The following is a 25,336-nucleotide window of genomic DNA, read 5'->3' on the forward strand; positions in this document are numbered from 1 at the left end:
TTACCTCGCTTTGTTTTTTGTCCACGGGTGCAAAGCGTTCAAGCACGCGGATACAAGAGTCAAAATCGCCGCCGCGACAAAAAAGACTGCCGTCAAGATAAATCCGGCTGTGAAAGTGTTGCCGTCGATGCTCACTAATACGTTTGCAATGTACGTCACCTGCGAAAATACGAACATCAAAAAAGCGTACAGTTCGACCAGATATGCCACATACCTAACGGGCTTTGCCGCGGCGGATATCCATTTGTAAGGAATGATATCCGCCGCAAGGCTCACCACGGAAAGGGCTATTCCGACGATCAGACACACGATCGCCGAGCCGTTCAGTTCGGGATTGAATTCCGTAACGCCGTTCTGCCTGTAAAAAACGAGCGCCAAAACCGCAAAGACGATCGCAGGCACGGTCAAGTAAAAACCGATTCCCCTTTCCGCAAATATATGTTTTACTTTTCCCAAATTGTTTTTCATTCCGTCACCGTTATTTGTTTTCATAAACAGTCATTTTCAAAGCCGAAGAACTATTGATATAAATGCAGTCTACGATAGGGGCCATTGCGGCGACAGTGCCGTCCGGTCTGCCGTTTGCGTTGTTGACGTACAATCGGATCAAATTTTCGCCGCCCTTCAGATCAATATTGTTGATGACGACTGTAACATAACGATGATCAGAACCGCTGTCCCATACGCCGTCCATATAATCTTCGCCCCAATCCATTTCGATATCGCCGGTTTTATATGCGAGAACGGTGCCGTTCACCATCACCTGAAAAGAATCCTGGGTGAGCGTTACAGCCCTGTATTCGGAGGATATGCGCAGAGAAAGAGAAGCGCCCTTTTCCGCTTTATCCGAGGTAATTTCAAAATCGAGATAAGCGCCTTCATAATACAGACCGTGAACTGCCTTTCCGTTGCTGGCGGCGCTGTCGTTGCCGATCAGACCGGTCCCGCTGAAATTGCTGGAAAAACCGACGCCCTTTTTATTGCCTTCCGTATTGGCGGTCAGATCCGTGTCGGGATCCAGCCCGGTAAGTTGGGTATCCTCCGCTTCGAACGTATATTGTTTCATCCAGCGGGCATACAGGCTGAGATTGCCGCTGTATACGCTGTTGTTTACGAATTTTTCGGAATATTCCTTATCCAGATACCATGCCTCGAAAGTATATCCGCTGCGAGTGGGATTGGTCGGTTTCGTCAACCGCCCTCCGCTCACAAATATTTTGGACGAATAGATTCCGTTATCGGGAGCGCCTTCGTAATTCCAGTAGAATGTGGCCGTTGCGGACGTCGCTTCCGATTCGGAGGTCCATCCTGCATATATAGTCGTATCTGCAGTAATCGCTTGCGTTTCGAAATCGAAAGTTTTGCTCAAATCGGCATCTTCATACCAACCGTTAAATATATAATCGGTTTTGGTCGGATCATCGGGCTGCACAGCAAACGCCCCCTCTTCGACCTGTTGCGAAGCAATATCGCTTCCGCCGTTCGTTTCGAATTTTACCGTGTATTTTTTCACATCGTTGCCGCTGCACGCAACAAAACTCATGGCGAGCAATGCCGCCAGCAACGCACATAAGAATGTTTTACTAATCAGGCCTTTCAATACTCTGTTCATAGTAAGCCTCCTGTCAAATTTGTAAAATAACAGCATTCCCCCGATTACGGCTTACGCTATAATCGGGGTTTCCCGCTGTTCAAACGTTGAACTTTAATTTTTCTTTTTTCTGGATACTACCATACAAATCGTCGCGCCTAAGAGAACGACCGCGCCGACAAGCGCCGCGCCGCCGGTCACGGACGAACCGCAACCGCTGCTCGTATTCCCTTCCAGCGAGTTTTGCAGGTCTTTGATGGTGGATTCGAGATCGCTTATCTTGTCATTCAGATCTTCGATCGTGATGTCCGTATCACCGCCCGTCGTTTCACCTTTGACAACAATGACAAACGTAGTTTCTGCCGTTTTATCCTTATTGCCGCCGTCGCCTTTGCCACCGTCGCCTTTACCGCCGTCGCCTTTGTCGCCGCCTTCGGCAAACGGTGTTGCGGCAGGATTCGTACCGCTTTCCTCATTTTTCGCAGTAAGCACAACGGTGAAAGTATACGTTCCAGCCTTTTCGGGCGATCCCGTGATCGTTCCGTCCGCATTGAGCGTGAGCCCATCGGGCAGAGAACTTCCCTCCTTCAAAGAATAGGTGATAGAATTGTATTCCGCGCTCGTATAAACGTCGGAAGTAAACTCCGCGTAAAATTCTGTTCCCACGGCGGCCTCCGTAAAGTTGCTGCTTTCCGCCGTGATCTGAATTGCGGTATCTACCGTAAGTACGTAAGTCGCGCTCTTGTTGATCCACCCGTCGATCACATAATTTACCGTAAGATTAAACGTTCCCGATTCCTTCGGCGTACCACTGATCGTTCCCGTGTTTTCGTCGAACGTGAGCCCTTCGGGAAGCGCTCCCGTCAGACTGTATCTGACAGTGGAATCTTTATCAAGTTTGCTTTCGATCGAAACGCTTACGTTCGACACGCTGAGACTTTCCGTAGCCTCCAATTTACCGTTATCAAGTTCCAGATCGCCGTAGCCGTTGAACTGACCTGCAGAGTTTGCAACCTGATAGAGCACGTTATGCGCCATTTCTCTCACGCAATACCACTGCGTATAGGAGATTTCGTAATACGTTTTCCCGTCTTCGCCCTTTTGCACGATGTAAACGCCTTCCGTCTCTGCCGTTTTGCCGTCCGGGAGTGTTTCGCCCTGTTTATAGAAACCGCCGGTCGGCTGTTCGCCCGTCGTCGGATCCGTCTGTCCGGACAGATATTCGGTGTTCCCCGTCGTGAGAATGGTCTGCGCGCCTGCTCTGACCATAATATCGGGGTTCGTTCTCTGATTCCAGCCGATATAGCCGTCAGTTACGAAATAAGCATGACTGCCCCATTCGTTCTGATATAATTCGACCGAAAGATTCGTGTTATTGGTGTTCGCCTTCCCCGCCAATCTTCCGTAAGCGGTCATACCTGCCTGAGATCCGCCTTCCTGGAAAATCATCTGGAAGTTCTTCATGTAATTTTCTCTCATCGCCTGCTCGTCGCACCAGGTGAACAGACAGCCTCTATCCGTTTCCTGATCGTTCATGAGAGTATGTTTCGCATAGCAGATAATACCCTTAGACTGAACGCCCTGCGTGAGCGCGGCACCGATATACCCGCCGAGGATACCGTCCTGCGAGAAATATTCGTTATTGCGCCCAGAGAACGGAGAACGATGAATATCCGCGCCCGGAGCATACCAGCCCTGGAATCCCGTGATGAGCGCGATATTGCCGATGATTATGCCGCGTTTTTCCGCAAGTTCGGTGTTCCAGGTTGCGGCCTGCAAACTTTCCGCGCATGCCTGAAATTCCTGATTGATGCTGTTGGGGCCGTCTCTGTCGACGGTTACTTTCTTTCCGACGCTATCGATATTGACCGTACCGTAACCGCAGTACGTATTAACCTGACACAACTCATCGTAGGTGAGTTGGTTGAGGAACTCCGTCCATTTCTCGTCGTTATAGTCCGCGCCCGCCATATCGGAAAACTTGATCGTATTGACCGAAGACGAAGATGCGTAGAATTTAATTTTCTGCGCTCCTTTATCGCCGTTCGCACCCGCGTTCGTATACTCGCCCAAGGTGCCCTTCGCCTGCGACCAATCCGTGGGAACAGAGGTATGCGACCAGACATAGCCTTTATCATCGTCATTCTCATAGTACTTGTTGTACGTCTTCGTCGCATCGTTTGCGCCTGTATAAGTACTGCTGACCGCATAGTTATCCCAATACGACCAGTTATCGAGCACGTTATCCTTAAACGTAAGATCGGCTGCCGTGGGAGCCTTAGGGAAAGAAAGATCAAACCCGTTCACTGTGGATTTCACTTCGGAAGGTTTCGTGGGAACGGATACTCCCGTATAATTCACTATCGAGGCGGAAGCAACATTTTTGTCGTTCTTTACGACAACGGAAGGATCGGTAGCCGAAACGCTTGCGTTTCTCGTCATGGTCGTCATGCCGGACGCCTGGTCCTTCATCATGGCTTTCGTGCGGATATTGCCGAAATGGCTTTCATCCACAGCGGTATCTTTGTCCATACCCTCGCCGTTGTTGTTTACCCCGTCCGTAAACAGACTGGAAACCTGTAAGCCTGAATAATCGTCCTTTTCGAGGGCAATATCCTGTTCAAGCGTGAAGGACTCTTCCGCATAACATTCTGCACGTTCGACCCCTTCGCTGTCCGTAACATAATATTTGCCGTCTTTTTCAACCGTAGAGCAATCGTAGTGACTGTCTTCCATGATACGGAGAGTATATTCGCCGCTCTCCATTATGTAAGCACCTTTGGTCACTTTGTCGCTCTGCGCATAATAGGAGTACCACGACGCCATATCCTGCACGTTTACCGAGACGACGACCGTCTGCGATTCGCCGGGATCAAGAATGCCGGTCTTTGCAAATCCCACGAGGGACACAGACGCTTTTTCGACAACGCTATCCGTTTCGTAAGGCGCGCTGACATAGACTTGCACCGTTTTTTTACCCGCGACGCTGCCCGTGTTCGTTACCGTTACGGGCAAATATAACGTGTCGACCGCCGCAGCCTTCTGATAGGTCGACTGTAACTGGGAGGCGATCGTTTTTTGATCCGCCGCCGTCAGTTTATTTTTAAGCGCGGAATCGGTGTAAATTCCGTTGGATTTAAAAGAAAAAGTCGTATAGCTTAAACCGTAGCCGAACGCATAAGTGACGTTTTCTTCCCACCACTGCTGCGCGGCGTCCGCATCGATCTGATACATATCATGGTAATAAGTTTCATAATACTTATAACCTAAATAAATACCCTCTTCATAGTCGATGCCGTGGAATCCTTCGGTATCGCTGATAACGTCGGTTGTCGTGCCGTCGGCGCCCTCAGTGGTTCCTGCCGAAGAACCCGCTTCGTTCATGTATGTATTCGAACCTGCGCCCTTCGACCCCGTCTGATCGTTGTTACCGAAGTTGTACCAGGTAGGATCCGCAGTAAAGTCGGTATACCATTCGTCGACCAGTCCGCCGGAGGGATTGATGTCGCCTTTTAAAATCTTACCGAGTGCTGCGAGCCCGCCTTCTCCGGGTCTGTCGATATTGATGATCGCATCGATATTCTCGTCGTCCCGCAATTCCTCTATTTCCATGGCATTGGACGTATTGAGTACGACGACCACCTTATCAAATTTTTCCTCTACCATTTTAATAAGCGCGCGCTCGCTGTCGGTAAGCATGAGATAATGCTTATACGTCTTGCCGTCTTTCTCCGCAAGCGCTACGTGGGACGCGGTGTCCTTTTCGTCCAGAAGATTGGTACCGGCCTCCTCGCTCGTGACGCGCTTCGCATCGCTTCCTTCGCCGCCCGTTCTCGCAAGCACGACGACAGCCGCGTCGCTATACATACTGAACGAACTCGTTACTTTTCCGTTGAAAGCATATTCTTCCTGCCCTATAGTGGCGCTTTGGTTGTCGTAGAAATTTTTCAACGTCGGATTTACCTTAAATCCCGCATCCGCCAAAACATCCGCGACCTTGTCTCCGCCGGCCGATGCGGTCGACTGGCCGCCGGTGGGAGCCGCGCCGATAAGGCTGTCCGCACTAACGCCGAAAACGCTGATCCATTCGTTGCCGCGCATAGGAAGAGCTTTATTCTGATTCTTTAACAGAACATCGCCCTCCGCCGCGGTATCCTCAGTCAACTGCTCGGCAGCCGAAAGAGTTTCTTCCAAAGAATCATAATCCGCGTAGTACTTGGTCATGCCCTTAGCCCCCATAACTTCCGCCCCGACACTCAAGATCGGCGAGGAAAGGCACGACAGACCGAGGGCAAGCATTGTAGCGCAAGCAAACGCGCGAAACGCCCTTTTCTTGCCGACCCTGCTGATTTTTGCCATTAAGTTTCCCTCCTGTTTATAATTCGTTATCGGCTAACACTACCGTCCGCCTTTAACGACTTAATTATAAAATCAAAAAACCCGAATAGCAATAGCACACGCACAACCTGCATTTAATCGCCCACATTGCGCGCGATAAAGTACAAATCAGCATTTTATTTGAACAAATTGCAAAAAAACGGAAGTACCGCGTCTTATCGAACGCGGTACTTCCGTCTGCTCCTTTTACGACTCTCCGTTAAAAAGTACGGTGCCCATTTTTCGTAAATAATTGAGATAAATCGCTTTTAACTCCTGAACTTTGTCTCTGCTCACATTTATGTTCACCCCGCCCTTATAATTGACCAAAACCCCCGTTCTTTCTATTTTCTGTACATACTTTAAATTGACCAGGTATCCCTTATACATCCGCACGATATCGTAGTTTGCAAGTTTTTTCTCAAATTCTTCCATAGACATCCTGCATTCGATCTCTTCGTTATCCGCCATATAGATATATTGCTTATAACGGAAACTTTCGATATAGACGATGTCGCTTACCTTAAGTTTTCTTACAACGGAGTTATTGTTCGTCTTGATCCCGATATAAGCGTTTTTGTTCATTCGCGTATTGACATAAGAACGCAAAGTATCGATCAGATCGTTTGTAAAATTATTTTTCCGCACAAATCCGAACGGACGCACCGAAAAGGTATCGAACACCATTTCTTCGCGGTTTGAAACAAAAATAATATCCGGCGCTTCCTCCGCCTTTTTTATCGCTTTCGCAAGGTCGATGCCGTTTAGTTTGGGCATATCGATATCCAAAAACAGAGCATCGTACTTTCTTTGCCCGCCTTCGATGTTTTTATATAGCGCAACGGGAGAAACATATTTGTCAATGGACGCGCTCAGCCCGAATTTAGCAAGTAATTTGTCGATCCTGTTGCAAATGGCTTCGCAAATAATTTCGTCATCGTCGCATACCGCGAACGAAACCGCTTTATCCAACTTATTTAACCTCCATACTTGTGAAATCAAGCATCATTTCTGCGATAAACTCGTTATCCTCAACTTTATATTTTACGATGCCGTTATATTTTTCCACAATTCTTTTTACGATCCTGTGTCCGAACCCGTGATTATCGGCATCCTCTTTTTCAGTATTCATTTCAAGAAGACGGTCCCTGTCGTAGTCGTCCCTGATGTGGTTCTGAACGCTGACATATAAGAAACCGGCCTGCCGAGCAATCTTGCAATCCACGAGGTAATCTTTGCTATCTGCCCGCAATACCCCTTCTATAGCGTTATCCAACAAATTCACCAGAATTCTGCAAAGGTCGCTCTTTTCAAACGGAAGTTCCGAAGGAACATTGATTCTCGTTACAAGTTGAATGCCATAATTGTTCGCTTTGAGAATTTCCATATTGATGACGGAATTAATAAACTCGTTTCCGCAATCGATGAACGAACTGCCGCTTTCTTTCAAAAAACTTTCGTTCATAGATGAAAAATACCGTCCAAGCGCACCGTACTGCTTTTGTTCGAGCATCAGTTCAATCACTTTAAGTTGATTCTTAATATCATGCTTTATCTGCCGCATCTCCGAAATTGCCTGTTCAGAAACCGCCAGCATCTGTTTATCTGCCTCCAACAATTTATTTTTGACCTGTAATTCAATGACTTCTTTTCTACCCTTGCAATGAAAGTATATGATCATATAACTTGAAACAATCAAAATATAAATTACGGCGAGCGTAAATATAAAGAAAGTGTCTTGACTGATGCCTCCGATCTTTACATTTAAAATCGTTTTTCCAATGATGAGCGACGAAGAACAAATAGCGCCGAGCATGATCATTGCCACGGAAAACACCGGAATGTCACTATATCGCGTAAGCGTATAACGGCGGATAAGCAAACTGAATCCTATGATCAACAGATAAAAAAGAATATTTACGAACGACCAGTCCGTGCCCACGGGTAAAACATTCATAACGAGTCTTCCCAAATCGGTAACGGCAATCACCGACGTATAAAGGACAGCGCCCATGATCATACGGCTCATTATATATACGCGATTGAATAATAAGTAAATAATGATTACCAACAGCCAAGAAATATGGAAATTGATCCCGCCAAGAAATGTCCAAACCGAAGATAGTTCAAACAGTCCCCAATTTAATACTGTTCCGAGTGCAAACAGAGCGGCAAATTGCGCTGCCGCAAACGCGATCGAGCGAAACGTCTTTTGAAACGGATAAAATACGATCAAAAGCGAGAGGCTCACCGCTGCAATTTGTAAAATAAAAATGTAATCATATACAAAAGTAAAAAACATATCGATTAAATATCTCCGTTTGCGCTTAAGCGCAAACGGCAGGATCCTGCCGTAGTATTTTTTTACATTATAACACGCTGATGTTTGCATTGCAATGGCTTTTGACAAATTATAAATCAGACACTAACCGAATGTAAAAGCGTAAAAATCACATTTCCCTTTGCCTTCATAAGTAAAATACAACGCCGCAACGATGTTACCGCCCTTCCACTCCCCGCAAAAATTTTCGAGGCATTCTGTTGCAAAAACAGGAATTATACACACGGGTTTATCGTCTTCTTTTATGCGAACGACAAATCTACCGCGCGCATTTCCTTTGACAGTCACGGAAATCCGATCGATGCCTTTTAAATCGAAATATTTAAAACCAGCCGTTGTTCCGTTGCAAAAATTAGCAATATATTGATCGGGGTCGCTTTCTCTGTCTGTTCCTGTCTGTGTAAAATAAGGATATATACCTTTCTTCTTTTTAATAATATTGCGGTAAAAATGAACCCCGTTTCTTGAATATAGATTACAAGCAATCCGCGCCTCATATGTTCCCCGCCCCTCGAGCGGTTTTCCGTTCAATCCACAACTTGTCATTTCCACCTGCTGAATCGAACCGTCCTTTTCGATTTGAATCTCTTCTGCACACGCTTGCCTCGAAAAACATGCACGGTTAGTATGGCGATGATAAAATATAAAGCATGTATTGTTAATTTCTAATAAACTACCATGAATATTACCCATATGATTAGAGGCTGACAATACATTTTTATGGTTTTTCAATCCTATGTCTCCGTTACTGACAATTGTACCTCCATATTTCCAGTCGCCGTCAGGCTTATCGCTCGTTGCATAACACAATTCATGGCCGAGCCGTGAAGAATATATAAAATAATATTTATCCTTTATCTTTCTGACCGATGACGCTTCAAAAAAAGCATGCTCTGCCAATTTACTGCTTTTGTTCGATGTAACAGTTAATTTGGGTGATCTGATTGGAGTTTTCATGTCTCTCGGATCGAGTTCAATAACTGCCCCGCCTTTAATGTTCCTTTTCGATATACCCAACACGGGAAAAAACATTCCTGACCCGTAATACAACCATACCCGTCCATCCTCCACGTATACGGCTGGGTCAAAAGGGAGATATTCTTTTATCCAAGGATACAGATCCACTTCTCCGTGGTATCGGAATGGCCCCACAGGGGAATCAGCAACTGCTACACGGATTGACCAACTTTTGCGCGTAATTCCGGGAGCAAAGGCATAATAGAGATAGAACTTCCCATCCGGAGATCGGCATACATCTGGTGCATACATATTCCCTTTTTTACGAGGATCCTGCTTTTTACTCCAAATAACGCCTTCATATTTCCAATCAGACAAATCATCGACAGGTGCCGACCAACAAACATAATCGTTTTTGCAAAAACTGTTGCCATTAAATTTGTCGTGAGAACCATATAAATACACTCTGTTTCCGAATATATGCGGCTCTCCGTCCGGAATATATTCCCAACTCGGAAGAAACGGATTGAACGCTTGGTATTTCATTTCATCCCCCCGATCACACTATAGCACAGTATTGTATGCATTGCAAAGGATATTTACAAATCGTAGTTTTTTTTCAACAATCGTTGCTTTATTAATATTTGATTCACGTAAAAAAGTCGTGCCTAATTTGGGTTAAAAGAATGTTTAAATAATCCTTTCAAACTAAAAAGGAGATTATAGTTTGCCGTTAATACAGAGAGGCACTTACCAGACAGCAGCAAGCCGATTTCGTAAAAGCGATCGAAACCCAGCCCCTCCGCCCGTTGTTCGTATTTTTATTGCAGACAGGACTGCGGATCGGCGAGGCGCTTGCTCTGACGCACGAGGACATTGACCGCGAGAAAAAAACCGTGTCGGTCAATAAAGACGTTGTTTTTATCGCGGGCAAGCGTATCGAACAGGATACGCCCAAAAGCGCCGCGGGCGTGAGATCCGTTCCCATACCAGATGAAGCCTTAACATTGATCGCCAAAGCGAACGGAACGGAAAAGAGCGTGTTTCCCTTTACTTATGATTACGTCCGCTCGGCTCTGCGACGCATTTCCCTCTCGCTCGGGTTTAACGTATCCGCCCATATTCTGCGCCATACCTATGCCACACGGCTGGAAGAGGCGGGCGTTTCCTCGAAAGTAAAGCAGTATCTGCTCGGCCATTCCACAAGCCGCATGACACAAGATGTTTATACCCATATCCAAAGCGATTTTATAAACGAAAAAGCGGAGCAAATCCGCTCCGCTTTCGGTGAGTAAAGACCCGTTTGACTTGTATTTTGACTACTAAAACAGGCTTTTACTCCAAAAAAATATGTAGTTTTCGGGCAGATAATCGACACTTTGCCCGATTTTGGTGGACAGAAACCATACAAATCCGAACCTACAATTACAATTTTCGGACAAATGGTTTTGTTTTGCCGTAAATTTGCTTTAGACGTTATGAAGATCAAGCAATAATTTTATTTACACTTATTCGTAATTTTTTCGAAGTAGTAGGGATAACAGTTGTTTATAAATTGTAATCAACTGAAAATTAGATTGATTAAGTTGCGTTCAAACAAGGAAGACGCACCATTTTTGTAGATGCAAGTCAGCGCAGGAAGCAAAAATATTCTTGTAAAAGCAAGGTTCACAGTTTATGGTCATTTGTAAATTACTTTTCACTTTTTCAATTTTTTACATTAATCTTTTTCAATTTTAAAAAATAATAAAATTTTAATTTTTAAGGAAGATCTTGCCTTTCCTTAATAATTTCTTCATGTAACTGTTATTCCCTGATTGCGTCTACCGGTTGCATACGTATAATCCTACAAAGCGGAACGATCGATGAAACCAAAGAAATCAATAAACTTACCCCGAGCAATAATAAGATAAACCAACCGGTAAATCGTAACGGTTCGATCGGAGTAATAACTTCGGCGATAAAAATACTATTTAATTGTATAATCGTGATATAAGATAAGATACTCGCTAAGATCGCCGTCACTGTCGATAAGATAAGCGCTTCAAGGGCGAAAATTTTACAGACTCCGCCGGCAGTAGTTCCCAGCGCGCGCAAAATGCCAATCTCCCGCTTTCTATCCCTGACGTTGCTGCTTATAAAGTTGAACATCATCAGGACAGACACTCCAGCCAAAACGCCGCCGAACAGTAAACCCATCGTTTTGAAATAATAAAAATGTTCGTCGACAAGCTGCACATCTTTTGTGACTTCACCTCTAAAAAATCCCGTAATAAAAGGATCATCCGATTCGCTATTCGGCCGACTCTTATACTTTGACACAAACGCTTCTCCGCTGTTTCCGCTTGTGACGTTCACACTGAGACAATAGATATTGGCAGTCTTTTTCGCTTCGTATACACTTAAAATATCATTATCAGCAAGAACAGCATAGTTATCATGGCGATTTGAATAAAGCCTGACTGTTTCAGGAGTATCATGAAAAAACCCAACTACTTTTTTGGTGTATCCCGTCTCTCCTGTCGGCGAAATGTTCTTGAGCTGCAAGGATATTTCTGTCCGATCAAAAATTTTTTCCCGTAGGGGCAGTGACAATTCATATCCAGATTTGCCAAACGGATTTTCATAATAATATTCATCGTAATTGCAAATTGCTGCAGCATATTGTATCTTCACATCCTGCGTTGAAGCATGCTCGGTATCAAATCGTTGACAAAACGCAGGATCTTCATAATGTTTACCGACAGTTTCTTCCACATAATCATCAACGACCGAATCTAATTTCCCCTGAACTTCTGATGAAATACCCGGTCGTATATGATCCAACAGCGCCCAGGGAAGCACGATCTCATCCTTGCCGATATCTTGTTTATTCCCTTTTAAATATAAATTTATTTTATCGTTATCCGCCAAATCGGAAAAACCGGCTATATAATCGAACTCCCTAGTGTCATAAACCGTTTGATAGGCAAGCCCGTAACCATCGCGAGTGCTAAGCCCCGGATTCACAAAGCTCAATTGTTCAGGTAAAAAACCCTCCTTTACAAACCCACAGCTGCGTGTACTGTCTTCCATATAGATACAGTATAAATCAAACAAACTTCTCAATCCTGTACTATCTTTTTCCCTTTCGATCTCCATGATTTCTTGATAAGTATAATCTTTTAAAATATCAAATTTCGCATCGATTTTAGTATCTACGATGCCGACGATCTGTAAATAAGGGGCGCGAAAGTATTTGCCCAAAATATCGTCGAAATTCTTAACGATCCCCCAGTCCAGATTTTCGCCGCCGTACTCTGTCATCGCATAAAACATTCCCAGGGGAATGGCGACCTCGTCGTTTTTTTCGGGCAGCCGCCCTTCGACCAGCTCGTAGCCGTTACATATAATAGTGGAAAATTCCGTTAAATACCCCTGACGATTTTGAGAAGCATAAGCAGAATATAAATCTGGTTCATTTTCTTTGGTTACGACGATTCTTCCTGTTTCCGTACCGTCGACGCCGAAAACCGCGTTAAATTCAAGACCGGGATACGTTCCGCGGAGTTGCTGCATTTCGCTATAAGTGTACAAGCTATTTCTACTTAGTAACACCTCGGGATCGTATTTTTCCAGGGAATAAGCCATCGTTTCGTTCACGTCATACTGCGAGGACAAAAAGCTGATGCCCAGCAAAATAAATGAAAACGCACATAAAACAAGCGAGATGGCGCAACGCACAGGATTTTTTTTCATACCCTTTAACGCGAGACAAAATACTCTGGCGAGGTTTAATCCGCGTCGTTTCACTCTAACATCTTTTTTTATCGCCTTAACCGAAGACATAGGCGCTCTCGATTCTTGATCGGCGATTACTTTTCCATCCTTTAATTCGATAATTCGGTCGGCATATTGTCTTGCAAATTCCAGGTCATGCGAAACTACAACGATCAATCGGTCGCGGGCTATATCTTTGAGCAATCTGAACAGGCTTTCTCCCGTTTCGCTGTCCAATGCACCGGTCGGCTCGTCGGCAATTAAAATTTTCGGCTGTTTTACGAGCGCGCGCGCGATCGCCACCCGCTGTTTCTGCCCGCCCGACAATGTGGAAACGTTCCGCTTTTCAAAGCCGCTCAATTCCACGCGCGCAAGCTCGCGCTCCACCGCGCCGTAGTCTTTTTCACCCTGCAAATCGAGCGCCATACTCACGTTTTCTATTACATTCAATCCTTCAATTAAATTGTATTCCTGAAATACAAAGCCGACATATTCATTACGGTAACGGTCGTAATCCCCCGCCTTAAAAGCTTTTGTCGATTTTCCGTCGATCAACAACTCGCCCGCGGTGGGAACGTCCAAGCCGCCCAAAATGTTGAGCAGCGTGCTCTTCCCGCTTCCCGATTTGCCGACGATAAAAACCATGCCCCTTTCGGGGAGGGTCAAGGTGATGCCTTTTAACGCCTCTACCTCAACCCTTTTGCTTTGGTACGTTTTTTTAATGTCTTTTAATTCGAGCATTCGATCGTTCTCCCTCTGTTAAAAATTTATACATACTTGATAGCTATTCCGGTAGAACCTTTATAACCATCGCTTCCCTTGGAACCAGTCGCCCCATTACTCCCGTCGTTACCTGCATGTCCGAACCAAGGCGCTTTTGCACCAGAACCGCCTGTGCCGCCAGCCCCGCCGTTGCCGCCATAACCGCCATTACCACCTGTTCCGCCTGTAATGGTACAATTGCTATTCATACCAGTAATGCTTTTACACTCGACGCCCGCGCCGCCTGTTCCGCCTGTTCCGCCGCGTCCGCCCATACCGCCGCGTCCGCCATTGCCACCGTTACCGCTCGTTTGACCCCAGCCGCCGACAGCGTATCCGTCGCCGCCATTGCCGCCCGTACCTCCGTCGCCGCCATAACCGCCTCTACAGCCCTGACTGCCTACGATCTTTAATTTTCCGTCGGCAACTATATACAGATAATCGCATTTGACTCCGCAAATGCCTATATCCCCCGTTACGCCGGTTGCGCCAGTTCCTCCCTGTTTACCGTTTTCGCCGTTTTTGCTGCCCGAAGTTCCGTTCGCACCGTTCGTGCCATTTGAACCGCGCGTCCCTCTATTTCCGTTGTAATCAAAATTAAACGGCTCGCCGCCTTTCAAATTCAGCCCTGCGCCGAACTGCACTTCAAGCGTCAGATTCTTCGCTTTCACCGCCGGAGTCCCCATGGCTTGCATGGTACCAAAATAACCAACGCAGCCGTTTAAAGAGACCTCTCCCAAAACATTGATGGTTAAATCTTTTTCCGTAGCAGCAGGCGCACCGCTCCATTGTCCGGTAATCGAAACATTATATAAGTTGAAAGTCGTATCACCCAAAAATTCAAAACCATGAAAATTATAAGAATTGCCGTTTCCTTTTACGCAAACCACTTTCACACTTTCAGGTACAGTAACTGAAGACATTCGATAATTATCAGAATAATCCAACCCCGAAACATCTATATATAATACCTTTTTATTATTGGGGTCAAAGTTTTCGATCGATGTATTCGTTTGATAACGTATCACTAGTTGCGACATAATGACAGTGCTATCATCTGTCAGCGTAATAATGCATTTTATCGGTACATCTTTGAAGTAGTTCAATTTTAACAGGTCGAACGATATATCACCCTTATAATGCGGGTCTGAATTATATATCGTTTTGTCTAAAACCTTCCAATCGTCATTTTTTCCGCTGACTTCAATATTTTTAATATCGAACCTAGCCAATGTATTACCATCGGTATCGTTATGAAGTAATTCTCTTGTATAATAATCATATATTGGAATATTATACTCCAACTGATTATCATTTTGTATAAGCCCCACACTTAAATGATATGGATATTCTGTAGAAACAGTTAAATAGTAGTTTACAAAAGCATAATTTACCCGAAAAGTCACTTCTCTATGGAAGGGTAAATTTTTATAAGCATGCAGTATATCTTCCGTTATGACTATATTCCCTTTGATATTGGATTCATTGGAAATACAATCTATAATGAAATGATCTTTAACAAGCTCTCCATTGACAACGATTGACATAGAATAATCATATCCGGCGCGAATACCGTCTCGGACGGCGATTCCTGTTTTCACCTCATTAAACGCTAAATTGAGTTCTTCGACTTTTCGGATAGCAACCAGACTGACAAAATCTTCATTGACAATATCCTCATTACAATCATAGCGCAAAGATATAACATGATTTCCAGGTAAGGTTTCGATGATAAACCGTGCTACACTTCCTTCTTCCAAATCATCACATTTAATCAACTTACCGTCTACAGCCATTTGAAAATTTGTAAAAAGGTTTTTCTTTAAACGAATTTCAAATGCACAGTTTAGAGCTGCCGTAGGAATATTGAAAGCAAAGTTTTTTGTTTCTTTGCGCAAAAAATTTATCCCGTATATTTCGGATTCACGAAGTTGGTATCCTCCCTGCGTATATTCAATCGGATCTTCGTACTCCACAGAAACACCGACAAAACCACTGCCCGTAATATCTACAAAAACATAAAATACGTTTTTAGAACAATTGACGAATAACGTCGCATGTCCCGATACGTTTGTCGAATCAGTGTAATTTACCAGATCTGTGGTATAGCGAATTTTCGTAGAAATCGAATCTACGCCGAAAGTCTTTATAATAAATTTATTTTGACCATTGTTTTTTACTTGATAAAACGTATCTTGCATCATTACCCTTGCATGATTTACCTGTAATTCCACCGGATCAAAATAGTATTTTATAGTATAATTATTTCCGTTTCCTCCGATTAGTTTTAAATAATACACACCTTCGGAAAGCGCCGTAAATTCATTCCCGTTATTGATATGTATTGGGCTCAAACCCCAAGTAAATAAAAGAATTTGTGCATTTACAGCTTCAATTTTATACTTACCCTGCATAACTGTACTTAATTGATAAAACACATATTCGTCCGCATTAAATTTGCCGCTCGTAGGTGTATTCAAACCGATAGTTTGATAATCTTTTAGTTTTATTTCTAAATTACGATACCCTGATCTTAAATAGATTTTAACGTAATAAATGGTTCCTGCATTTAATTTAGTATTTTGTAAATCGTTCAAACTTGACGGTTCATCTACAACATAGATCGAGTTCGTATCCGCGGTAAAGGTGTATTTTGCGGTAGCGGTAGGTTGAAATGCATATAAATTATATTCCAAACTGTGATAAATTTGAATATTATTTGCTCCAAGAAATACACTATCCATCAGCAATCTTTTTGAAAATGTAACGCTTACGGGTCCCGAACCGATCAACTTTATACCGATAAAGTATAATCCTGTATGTTCAAATATATTATCGAGACTATTTCCAGTCAATTCCTCAATCAAACTTAAATCAGCATCATATATTTGAATATGAAGGGATGAAGATGAGGCCGAAATAAAATTTAGACCGTAATTTCCGACAATATCGATATAGGTTTTGAAAAATATTCGGTTCGCTCCGACGGTTTGTGAAATTGTCGAAATAGGCTTATAACTATGTTGAAAAGATATTGTATCGGTTGTTCCTATTTTGATAATTTTTATAAAATATTTTTGATCAACTTTTGTCAGAACTTCAAGACGGGTTCCATCAATTGAGTCTATAATTTCGAATTTTTCATTGTAAACGAACATTCTTTCGGAAGTTGTAATGAGAAATACCGAAACGTCATTTTTATTCGAATTAAACTTATACCACTTTTCGGCAGCGTTGCCAAATGACAGCGTAACGATATGCTCAGCTTGTATTTCATCCGGATCTAAATCTATTGACATTAAAAAACTGTGAAATTGCGCTTCGGAATGAATCCCGCCTGCTTCGATAAAATATATCTTTGTCTTATCTAACTTAATGCGTACAGACTGTTGTTTTTTGATATTCGTATACGAAGTTATTGTCGAACCATCATTAATTTTTAGTTCGATGGAGTATATTCCACAATTTTTAAATGTGTAATATTCGCTTTCATTAGGCGAAAACATAAATTTATCATAGGCATCTTTTATAGTATATAAGTCCACCTTTCCTTCCGCAACTAGCTTTACTTTCTGTTGACGCAAAAAATGATCGTACAGACTCGTAGAAGCGGCAACTTGCGTATCGCCATCCGATTCAACGACCTTCACAGCTATTTCTTTCGTCAGCCGCGTATACTCGGCTGAAACGTCGTTCAACGCCGAATGCGATATGGTAAAATACCCTGTAACATCATCTCCGATGCCGTACCAAACGCTTTTGTCTTGCGGCGTATTGATAATTAAAGCCGCGCTTTTCATAAGCGTAGGAGTGCCGTTTTTGTCAATATAATTCCTCAACTGATCGTCTCGGTTTTGATAATAACAAGTCGTCGTCAACTCTCCCGTTCCTACCTGTACCTGATGTCCATACTCCATATCGATCAGTTTTCCACCGAATTCAAAAACATCGGCTATATTACGGATCAACCCCAAGGTTTCACCGGCAGGGCCCAGGAGAACCTCCGCAACATCTAAACCAATATTTATCAATTCTTCTGTCGGAAACTCGCCATATTCCCTCGATTTCCCATTATATGTATAATCCATTGCTGTAAAATAAGAGCCGTTATCTTTATAAGGATCATATCCAACATCGTACCTATTTAAATTATTTTCATTATTTAAGGTCAATCCGTAGGAAATATCTTTAAGATAATATTTCTCCACCATATCGAACTGTATTGCTGAACTCGTGATATTGCTGGGATACGGGACGACCCTATCATCTGTTAAACTATAATTTAAAATATATCCGTTTTGGCAACTTAAAGTACTTTCACTCGCCTTTAAATAGGCAAATTTATATTGAAAAACCGGTGAAACAGATATAATTACCCTGTCTATGGTTTCCATCAAATTTGTGTTTGTCGAAATATCAAACACCAGAACAATTGAAACAAAATTATTTCCTAACGCAGCAGTATCAATATAGAAGCCATATTCTTTGCCTATATGCAAAGTTTTATTAACCTCTTTAAAGAGTTGCTTAGGAATGATACCTATGATTGGATCATCTGTCTCTTTGTTCTGTAAAACCAAGTTTTTATTCGCATCAAAAGTTGGTTTTATCTTTGTAGTGAATAATTTATCTGAATAATTTTGTATGGTATATCCGTTGTAACCGATAATTTGGTCGGAATCGGTATATATATCATAAGCAGCAGATTCTGAGCTTGCAGCATTTACTTTGGACATGCCAAAGAACACGAAACATAAACATAAAAGAATTGTTATCAAAACCCATAGTATTCGACTTTTAATCTTATTCATCATATTCCTCCGTAATTTTATTTAAGTTTAAAATTTTGTTGATGCCACATTGGAATCACCTCCTCGTATAAACTTGTCCACTGAATCTAAAATATTCCATTTTAATTATATACTGAAATAATTTCTTAAAGTTTCCCTTCAAACTATCGATATTAATTTCATCTTTATTCTCTGTGATATATATCACTTTTTATTCCCTCAGCCCAGACATGCCATATCATGTTTTCAATTTATAATATATGATGTCCCCGAGCGTAATCTATACCATAAAACCACCATTAAACTGGTATTAAAAACTCTGCATGAGTTTATGATAGATCAATGCTGTCAATTAAAAATTCTTTCTTCCCAAGGTATCTTTACTTATTAGGAAGGAATCATATCCAATGAAACACTTTGGATATTCTCGATTCAAAAAACCTCTTTTGCCTCGATTAAGATCACAAGTTTATTGTAAATAAATAACCGCTTTTCGAAAAACTTTCTAAACATGCAAACTTGCTTATAAAACAAACCGTATTGTATATCGATAAAATGATAGTTTATTACAGTCATCTTATACAAACAAGTCCGACGGTAAGAGTCAGGGCTTTTCATTTTACGACGAAACCGCTTTCATGCCGTATAGCATACGAAACAAACCTACACCCGCAATGTGTGCGATACGGGTGATCATGACCGTATAAGCGGCGGCTATTTATTCCACGGGGCTCTTGATGCGAGCCTCTCCCGGAGCGTATTTGAGGGCAAATACGGGCGAAACCATGCAACCCCGCACCCTAAACAGGGTACGGGGTTGCATGGTTTGCCTTCGACGGAAACAGCCTTACACGCTCAGACCGCGTCAAGAGCCTTTCGCGGCATAAACCGCCGCCGCTTATCGTTACGGGCATATACTCATCCGAAAGCATAACGCGCCGAAAATCGCTCGTTTTGCGCCATTTTTGTATTACCGTATGTATGAGTTAATCAAACTTTTTCCAAGATATAATCTTTTTTATTATGTGGAGCTGTTATTTGGGTGACTACTTTGCCTGAATCATTATATTGATGTTCCACATAGATCGGACCATACGGCGTAGGACAGGCGCCTCTTACCCAATTTAATCCATTCAAATGCGGATCGACCGATACTTTTTTGCGAGAAGCGAGTACTCGAATCCCTAAAACAGTTTCGGAAAGGTATGCAATCACTCCGCTTGACCAGCCATGACATAGACTATGGCGGAAGCCCCGATAGCAATGTTCTCCGCCATCGCCATGGATATCAAAGCTATTTCCTTCCGGCAAGCAATCGATTCCAGTCGAATTTTTTGCGTCCTCGAAATCAAAATTCTCCCAAAAGGTCGTAGCCCCGAGACGAAGCATTTCACCATAATATAAATTCAGGGAAGAAAGTGCTTGATCATATGCTTTTAGTTGCCCCATTGCCGTCAAAATTTGATACGACATGAACGTAGACAATCCTTTTACTTGACCATCTATCAATATATTTTCTAAGTTTACAGATTTTTCCCCCGAAATGATGCCTAATGCAGCCATGGATTTAGAAGATTGAAGCAAAAATGAAGCTCTTTTTAATTTACGAAGAACATCATTACAAATTCTATTATCTTCACCGAATTCACGCAGTAATTGCGCAGTCTTTTCCAAGGCTATGCGCAGCAAATAATTGACACCGGCAAGCTCTTCATGCTTTTTTATTTCACCGTCACCTTCGTTATAGTGAGACGGCCAGTCAACAAAATTATAACAAAACTCCGTATGCCCGTCTTCCCGAACGAATGCGTAGATTTGTTTCACGAGCGCTTTTATATAATCAATATTTTCGTAAACGAAATTTTTGTCGCCGTTGCGGAAATAATGATCACAAAGAATGATCAACCACCAAAAGGAATACATTGGAATTCCGTTCATCCACTCGGGCAAAGGTGTTTGTTCTCTTATGTATCGAAGCGAATTTTCTACTTCAGGCACCTTTTGATAAAGGCAATGCGCACTTTTCATTTCCGGATATAAATCGCCGATCCATACGAGTCGATCGCGTTTTATACCGTCCCATAAAAAACCGTTATGCAAGCATAACCGAAGCGTATACGCCGCAGTAGTCCAAATCCGATTGACTAACGGATCGTTGCATTCGAAAAAACCTACTTCTTCCCGTTCATCCATATCCAAATATGCAACGATACTTTTAAATTTAATTGAAACACTCTCACTCAATGTATCGATACGCAAAAAACGAAAACCCGTATTCCCGAAATTCATATCGGAAAAACTCTGTAATTCCACGACGAAATCCCGATTGGAATGATCATTTCCCGCATTCTTTTCACCAAGTTCCGCACAGGTTTCCGAAACGGATTCGCCGAACCGCAAACGGATTTTTTTATTCCCGTCCGCATGATAAGTTAAAAGCCTGATACCGCCCGACAATTCTTTACCGAAATCGAGAATGATATAAGTTTTTCCGATCATCGAAAATATCTTTGCCTCGGATAATCCGATTTGCAAAATACTTTCGTTCATAAGTACATAGGAATGATTTGTATTTTCTCCCTGTGCAACAATTCTTGTAGGATAAATATATTTCATACACATTATCAATATAGCTCGACCGTTATCGTATGTTCTTCATTGTCTGCAAATAACGGAACCTTTGTGCCGTCGACCGAATTCCCGTCGATTTTTAACCGCACTTTGTAACCGCCCCTGTTTTTATACCGAAAACGTAACCGATTCCCTCGAAATTCGCGATACGCCTCCACATTTTTCCACGTCGCAGGCAAGCAAGGCCGTATAACTAATCCGTCATAATCGGGATGAATCCCCAATATTCCTTCATAATATGCCATCAGTCCCCACGCAGAAGTACCCGTTTGCCAAGAAAAACCAACTTTCATATCTACCGACGGATGCTTTAAATAACAGTTGGTAAAAACATATGGTTCAGCCGTCGTTAGATAGCTGTCGTTCCGAATCCCTCCGGGAATAATTTTTTTAAGAGTTGCAACCGCCTGTTCGCCGCGTCCCGCTTTACAGTCCGCCATGACCTTAAAACAGCCCGCGTGGTTATATATCCCTCCGTTCTCGTAGACGCCGGGCAGCATGCCACTCATACGTCCGACGCTTTCGTCATAAGTTGCGTAACTTGGAGTACACATAGGAAGCCCGTCCTCCGTTTCCATTGCATCGATCGCTTTCAGCACGCTTTGTTTTCTATCCTCCGGACACATATCCGCAAGTATTGCCCAACTTTGCGGATTCACATAAATTTTTCCGCCGTTTTCACAGGTTTTATCTCCAACGATCCCGAATTTAGAAAAGGCTCTTACGTAATATTCTCCGTTATAAGCTACTTGATTGACCAATTCGACAAGCGCCTGTTTTGCATGAGATAATTCTTCCGCATAAGAAAAATCTGATATTGCACAGGAAAGCCGTACCATATCGTCATATGCTTTTCCGATAAGCATAGCCATCATGACCGACTCGGCTTGCTCGTCGGGTATATTGAGCGCGTCATTCCAGTCCGCATGATGAATTCGGGGAAACTTATGCGGCCCTAAATTTTGCGGATCCCGAAACCACTTGACAGCGCGTTGAAGATGTCCGTACACGCTGTCTTCGCCGCCGTCAAGATAAGGTACCGACTTTTCCAAATAGCCGAGATCTCCCGTCTCTTTTACATACGCGCAGACTGCGAAAATCAACCAGACAGAAGGATCCGAATAAATATTAGGTTCCAAATAGGGATACCAAGTCAACACGGCATGCCCGTCGGAATATTGATGGGCAACACATTCGTCGATCGTCTTTTTTGCGAGATCGATATTAAAATTAAGCATAGCCATCCCCAACTGCGCGTTGTCGCGTACGGCTTTTTTACCGAGCATGCAAAAGGATACTTGCTTTTCCGCCCAAAAATTATATATATGATTAAATTGCGGATCAGGACATTGGGTACGCAGTTTGCCGAAACGATTTTCCGACGTCATCGCATCGTCAATAATTCCACGACAGGCGGAAACCAACTCGTGCGTACGCGAAATCAGTTCTTCTTCCGAATCGATCAAACCCAGTACGTAATAAACGGTTTTACTTTCTCCCGGCAGCAAATGCAAGCGATTTTGTAATATTCCGCCGCGTTGACGGACCGTTGCGGTAGAATTGCCGCAATCCCATCCTCGTTCTAACACGAGCGGTTTGGTCTGCGTTCCCATCGTACCGATAAATTTTTCATAATTACCCTCATATGCAAATACGGGTTCACTGGACATAATATATCCTGACGACCGTTCATGAGGACGGTACGGATTCAGATTTTTATTAAAGACCGCATTTGCCTCTTCAATAAACTCTGTGGCTGAAGTTGTTACGGCACTATAATATACGGGTTGCGCATAACCGTTCAGATCAAATGCGGTCACGGCAAAAACATCGATCGTCCTTTCCCGTTTTGACGTATTCACGACATCCACCCGCCATATCTCCCTCGTATCGTGAGGTGCAACGGCGTATGTGATTGCCGCTTCTATATTTTGAAATCCCGAGGAAATTTTCGTATAGTTCTGCCCGTGTTCGCAACGGTATTTGCGAATTTTCTGTAAGGATGGATAACCCGCGATATTCCAATATTTTTTCGTTTCCGCATCGCGAAGATATAAGAATGAAGAAAGCGGACAATTCAGCGTAACCTGCACGGAATTTTTGTCCACATATCTGGAATAGGTTGCCCCGAAATGAGTCACACTCATAATCCAACTCAAATCATTAAAAAAATGGTTGCTCCAATCTTTTCCCGTTTCAGGATCGTACAGCGTGAAAACGCCTTTTTGCGTATTAAATTCGTATTTCATAATAACTCCGTACAAATATCGGCTCCGTACTCTCAAAAATACGGAGCCGACCTTCGTTTAATATCCAAACGTATAGTTCAGTCTGCCGATCGGAGCAGAATCCCCCGTATCGTAAAGATTCAGGTAATCTTCATACCCGCCTACGTTATCCGTAACTTTAAACTGAATTTCGTAGTTCGTTGCCGAGAGTCCCAAATTTTTTAGAGGAATCTGTAACATCAAGACATTTTTATCTACTGCATACTTCGCGGTACCATTATTTTTCAGGGAATTATTTTTGCCCGCTTTTAAAATGTTTGTCGTTCCGTCCGCCTTCGGCTGCGTATTGATCACGTAATCGTAACCGTAATATAAATTGCCGCCGTTCTGCGTTCTGATAAGCAAATTCATCCAAGACTCGTCGCCGTTTTGATAGGCCGTTATATCATCCGCCGTTTCGACACGGAAATAAATATTTTGGGAATCGCGCAAAACGCTAACTTTGGCAATATCGTTTCGATTGGTTTCGTTTACGTAATTATCCAACGTCACGCACATCGGTTTAAAATCTCGGCGAATACATTCTCCCGTAAAATCCAGAAACACGGAGGCATCTTTCCACGGTTCGCCGTTTTCGAAATCGGTAATATCGATGCTCTTTTTCGGATATATATAATGTTTTGCTTCGGTATAATTCGCCCGTCTGGAATTCATAATCGATTGAAGATAAAAATTATCTCCGTAACCGTTGCGGCAAGGTTCTATATCGCGCGAATATTCCTCGTCAAACTGATCCACGGTAAAATATACATTCCCGTCGTATAATTTACCGGCGACCCACTCATTCCACCCGGTCTGGAAAATGTATTTCACTTTATCTCCGTAACCGATCGCTGCGTCCCACTGCGATTGAAAATTTAATCCTTCCCTAAAACGACTGTGGTCGTTTTCTCCGGTCTCAAAATTGTAGCCGCGCCCCCATGAACCGACCGTATCTGAAAAGCGAACCGTAGGATGTTGCGCAATGGATACGCTGATCCAATCGCCGTGCCGAGGCTGGCCTTTCCCGCTGACCGCATCGTACTGCCACTCCATCCACGAGAGGCCGTTATCGTCAGGCAGACTATCCGGCCAAAAAACATGTTTGAATATAAAAGTTTCGCCGATCGCGTTTTCAATCGGATCATCCTCATCGAACGCCACAAAATCGGGTTTCGTAATAAACGGCTTTCCTTCGGGAGCAAACCACAATTCTTTATAACGTTCCTCACCTTCTTTATAAAATTTATCGTAAAGAAATTTAAGATCGGACTTATAGTTATTGTTATTTCCTAAATAGTACATGAACTTGGGTACGTTCCAGCCCTTTAAGCGATATTCCTCCATGATTTCCAAGAGAACGTCGACTACATTCTGATACAGAACGGCGTTGGTTGTATCGAAAACGATAAAATCTATACCGGCCATCGTTAGCATTTCTATCTGTTTACGCATCACCCATGGATCTTCCGAGTTGTAATATCCCCAAACAGGCTCACCCCAAAAATGCGCGCTCCCGAGCGGAGATCTTGCGCTATTTTCCTGAAAATTCTCGTACTTCGTACCGTATTGCGTAATTTTACTGATATCATAGTGCCCGTCATGTCCGGCATGCTGACCCAACGTTAAAAAGAAAAACATACCCACATATTTATCTTTTTTCGAATCGGCCGTCGAAACTTTACGCCCATAATCGTCCGTTGAAGACAAATTTAACACTGTATATTCGTTGGGGGATAAATCCCTATCATCATTGATTCTTAGAGACTCGTCATACCCCGCCCGCGTCGTATTGCAAGCTGCGCAGGCAGCCAGCAATACGGCGACTAGCAATATACACAAAAATCTTTTGGTTTTCAAC

At 43.1% G+C, this 25,336-nt stretch carries 11 protein-coding genes and 1 pseudogene; 1 reads left to right on the forward strand and 11 read right to left on the reverse strand.

Annotated elements, in window-relative coordinates:
- From ESZ91_RS03905 to ESZ91_RS03930, 6 genes are all read right to left on the reverse strand, one after another.
- The gene (locus tag ESZ91_RS03905) at positions 1-468 is read right to left on the reverse strand and encodes a hypothetical protein (protein ID WP_129224339.1); all 468 of its coding nucleotides are present in this window, start codon (positions 466-468) and stop codon (positions 1-3) included.
- Positions 469-478: 10 nt separating this feature from the next.
- Complete coding sequence (locus ESZ91_RS03910) at positions 479-1,612, reverse strand: InlB B-repeat-containing protein (RefSeq protein ID WP_161971041.1); 1,134 nt, start codon at positions 1,610-1,612, stop codon at positions 479-481.
- Between the two features lie 93 nt (positions 1,613-1,705).
- Positions 1,706-5,950 (reverse strand): glycoside hydrolase family 3 C-terminal domain-containing protein, encoded by a 4,245-nt coding sequence (locus tag ESZ91_RS03915; protein WP_129224341.1) that lies wholly within the window; start codon positions 5,948-5,950, stop codon positions 1,706-1,708.
- 225 nt (positions 5,951-6,175) lie between these two features.
- The gene (locus tag ESZ91_RS03920) at positions 6,176-6,940 is read right to left on the reverse strand and encodes a LytR/AlgR family response regulator transcription factor (protein ID WP_161971042.1); all 765 of its coding nucleotides are present in this window, start codon (positions 6,938-6,940) and stop codon (positions 6,176-6,178) included.
- A 1-nt stretch (position 6,941) separates the two neighbouring features.
- On the reverse strand, positions 6,942-8,378 hold the full coding sequence (locus tag ESZ91_RS03925; RefSeq protein ID WP_129224343.1) for a sensor histidine kinase: 1,437 nt from the start codon (positions 8,376-8,378) through the stop codon (positions 6,942-6,944).
- A gap of 15 nt (positions 8,379-8,393) precedes the next feature.
- Positions 8,394-9,812: a family 43 glycosylhydrolase gene (locus tag ESZ91_RS03930; protein WP_129224344.1), complete on the reverse strand. Its 1,419-nt coding sequence runs from the start codon at positions 9,810-9,812 to the stop codon at positions 8,394-8,396.
- A gap of 215 nt (positions 9,813-10,027) precedes the next feature.
- On the opposite strand from ESZ91_RS03930, the pseudogene ESZ91_RS03935 reads away from it, so the two are divergent.
- Positions 10,028-10,561, forward strand: a pseudogene (locus ESZ91_RS03935) (site-specific integrase); the annotation flags it as partial.
- Positions 10,562-11,072: 511 nt separating this feature from the next.
- Here ESZ91_RS03935 and ESZ91_RS03940 read toward each other — a convergent pair.
- The 5 genes from ESZ91_RS03940 to ESZ91_RS03955 form a co-directional block, all read right to left on the reverse strand.
- Positions 11,073-13,766, reverse strand: coding sequence for an ABC transporter ATP-binding protein/permease (locus ESZ91_RS03940; protein ID WP_129224346.1), 2,694 nt, complete (start codon positions 13,764-13,766; stop codon positions 11,073-11,075).
- A gap of 26 nt (positions 13,767-13,792) precedes the next feature.
- Positions 13,793-18,601, reverse strand: a complete 4,809-nt coding sequence (locus tag ESZ91_RS11575; RefSeq protein WP_154071824.1) for a hypothetical protein — start codon at positions 18,599-18,601, stop codon at positions 13,793-13,795.
- A 966-nt stretch (positions 18,602-19,567) separates the two neighbouring features.
- Positions 19,568-21,193, reverse strand: a complete 1,626-nt coding sequence (locus tag ESZ91_RS03945) for a family 78 glycoside hydrolase catalytic domain (protein WP_161971043.1) — start codon at positions 21,191-21,193, stop codon at positions 19,568-19,570.
- Between the two features lie 8 nt (positions 21,194-21,201).
- Complete coding sequence (locus tag ESZ91_RS03950; protein ID WP_129224349.1) at positions 21,202-23,457, reverse strand: GH36-type glycosyl hydrolase domain-containing protein; 2,256 nt, start codon at positions 23,455-23,457, stop codon at positions 21,202-21,204.
- A 57-nt stretch (positions 23,458-23,514) separates the two neighbouring features.
- A complete protein-coding gene (locus ESZ91_RS03955) occupies positions 23,515-25,335 on the reverse strand; it encodes a glycoside hydrolase family 71/99 protein (RefSeq protein WP_129224350.1) in 1,821 nt (606 codons plus the stop codon).
- Position 25,336 lies beyond the last annotated feature (1 nt).

The organism is Candidatus Borkfalkia ceftriaxoniphila, from assembly GCF_004134775.1.
Taxonomy (GTDB): Bacteria; Bacillota; Clostridia; order Christensenellales; family Borkfalkiaceae; genus Borkfalkia; species Borkfalkia ceftriaxoniphila.

What these genes read in the sequence shown, in the direction of transcription:
- ESZ91_RS03905 (WP_129224339.1), bottom strand. Translation starts at nt 468, where the DNA reads ATGAAAAACAATTTGGGAAAAGTAAAACATATATTTGCGGAAAGGGGA.
- ESZ91_RS03940 (WP_129224346.1), bottom strand. Translation starts at nt 13,766, where the DNA reads ATGCTCGAATTAAAAGACATTAAAAAAACGTACCAAAGCAAAAGGGTT.
- ESZ91_RS03915 (WP_129224341.1), bottom strand. Translation starts at nt 5,950, where the DNA reads ATGGCAAAAATCAGCAGGGTCGGCAAGAAAAGGGCGTTTCGCGCGTTT.
- ESZ91_RS11575 (WP_154071824.1), bottom strand. Translation starts at nt 18,601, where the DNA reads ATGATGAATAAGATTAAAAGTCGAATACTATGGGTTTTGATAACAATT.
- ESZ91_RS03930 (WP_129224344.1), bottom strand. Translation starts at nt 9,812, where the DNA reads ATGAAATACCAAGCGTTCAATCCGTTTCTTCCGAGTTGGGAATATATT.
- ESZ91_RS03950 (WP_129224349.1), bottom strand. Translation starts at nt 23,457, where the DNA reads ATGAAATACGAATTTAATACGCAAAAAGGCGTTTTCACGCTGTACGAT.
- ESZ91_RS03945 (WP_161971043.1), bottom strand. Translation starts at nt 21,193, where the DNA reads ATGAAATATATTTATCCTACAAGAATTGTTGCACAGGGAGAAAATACA.
- ESZ91_RS03910 (WP_161971041.1), bottom strand. Translation starts at nt 1,612, where the DNA reads ATGAACAGAGTATTGAAAGGCCTGATTAGTAAAACATTCTTATGTGCG.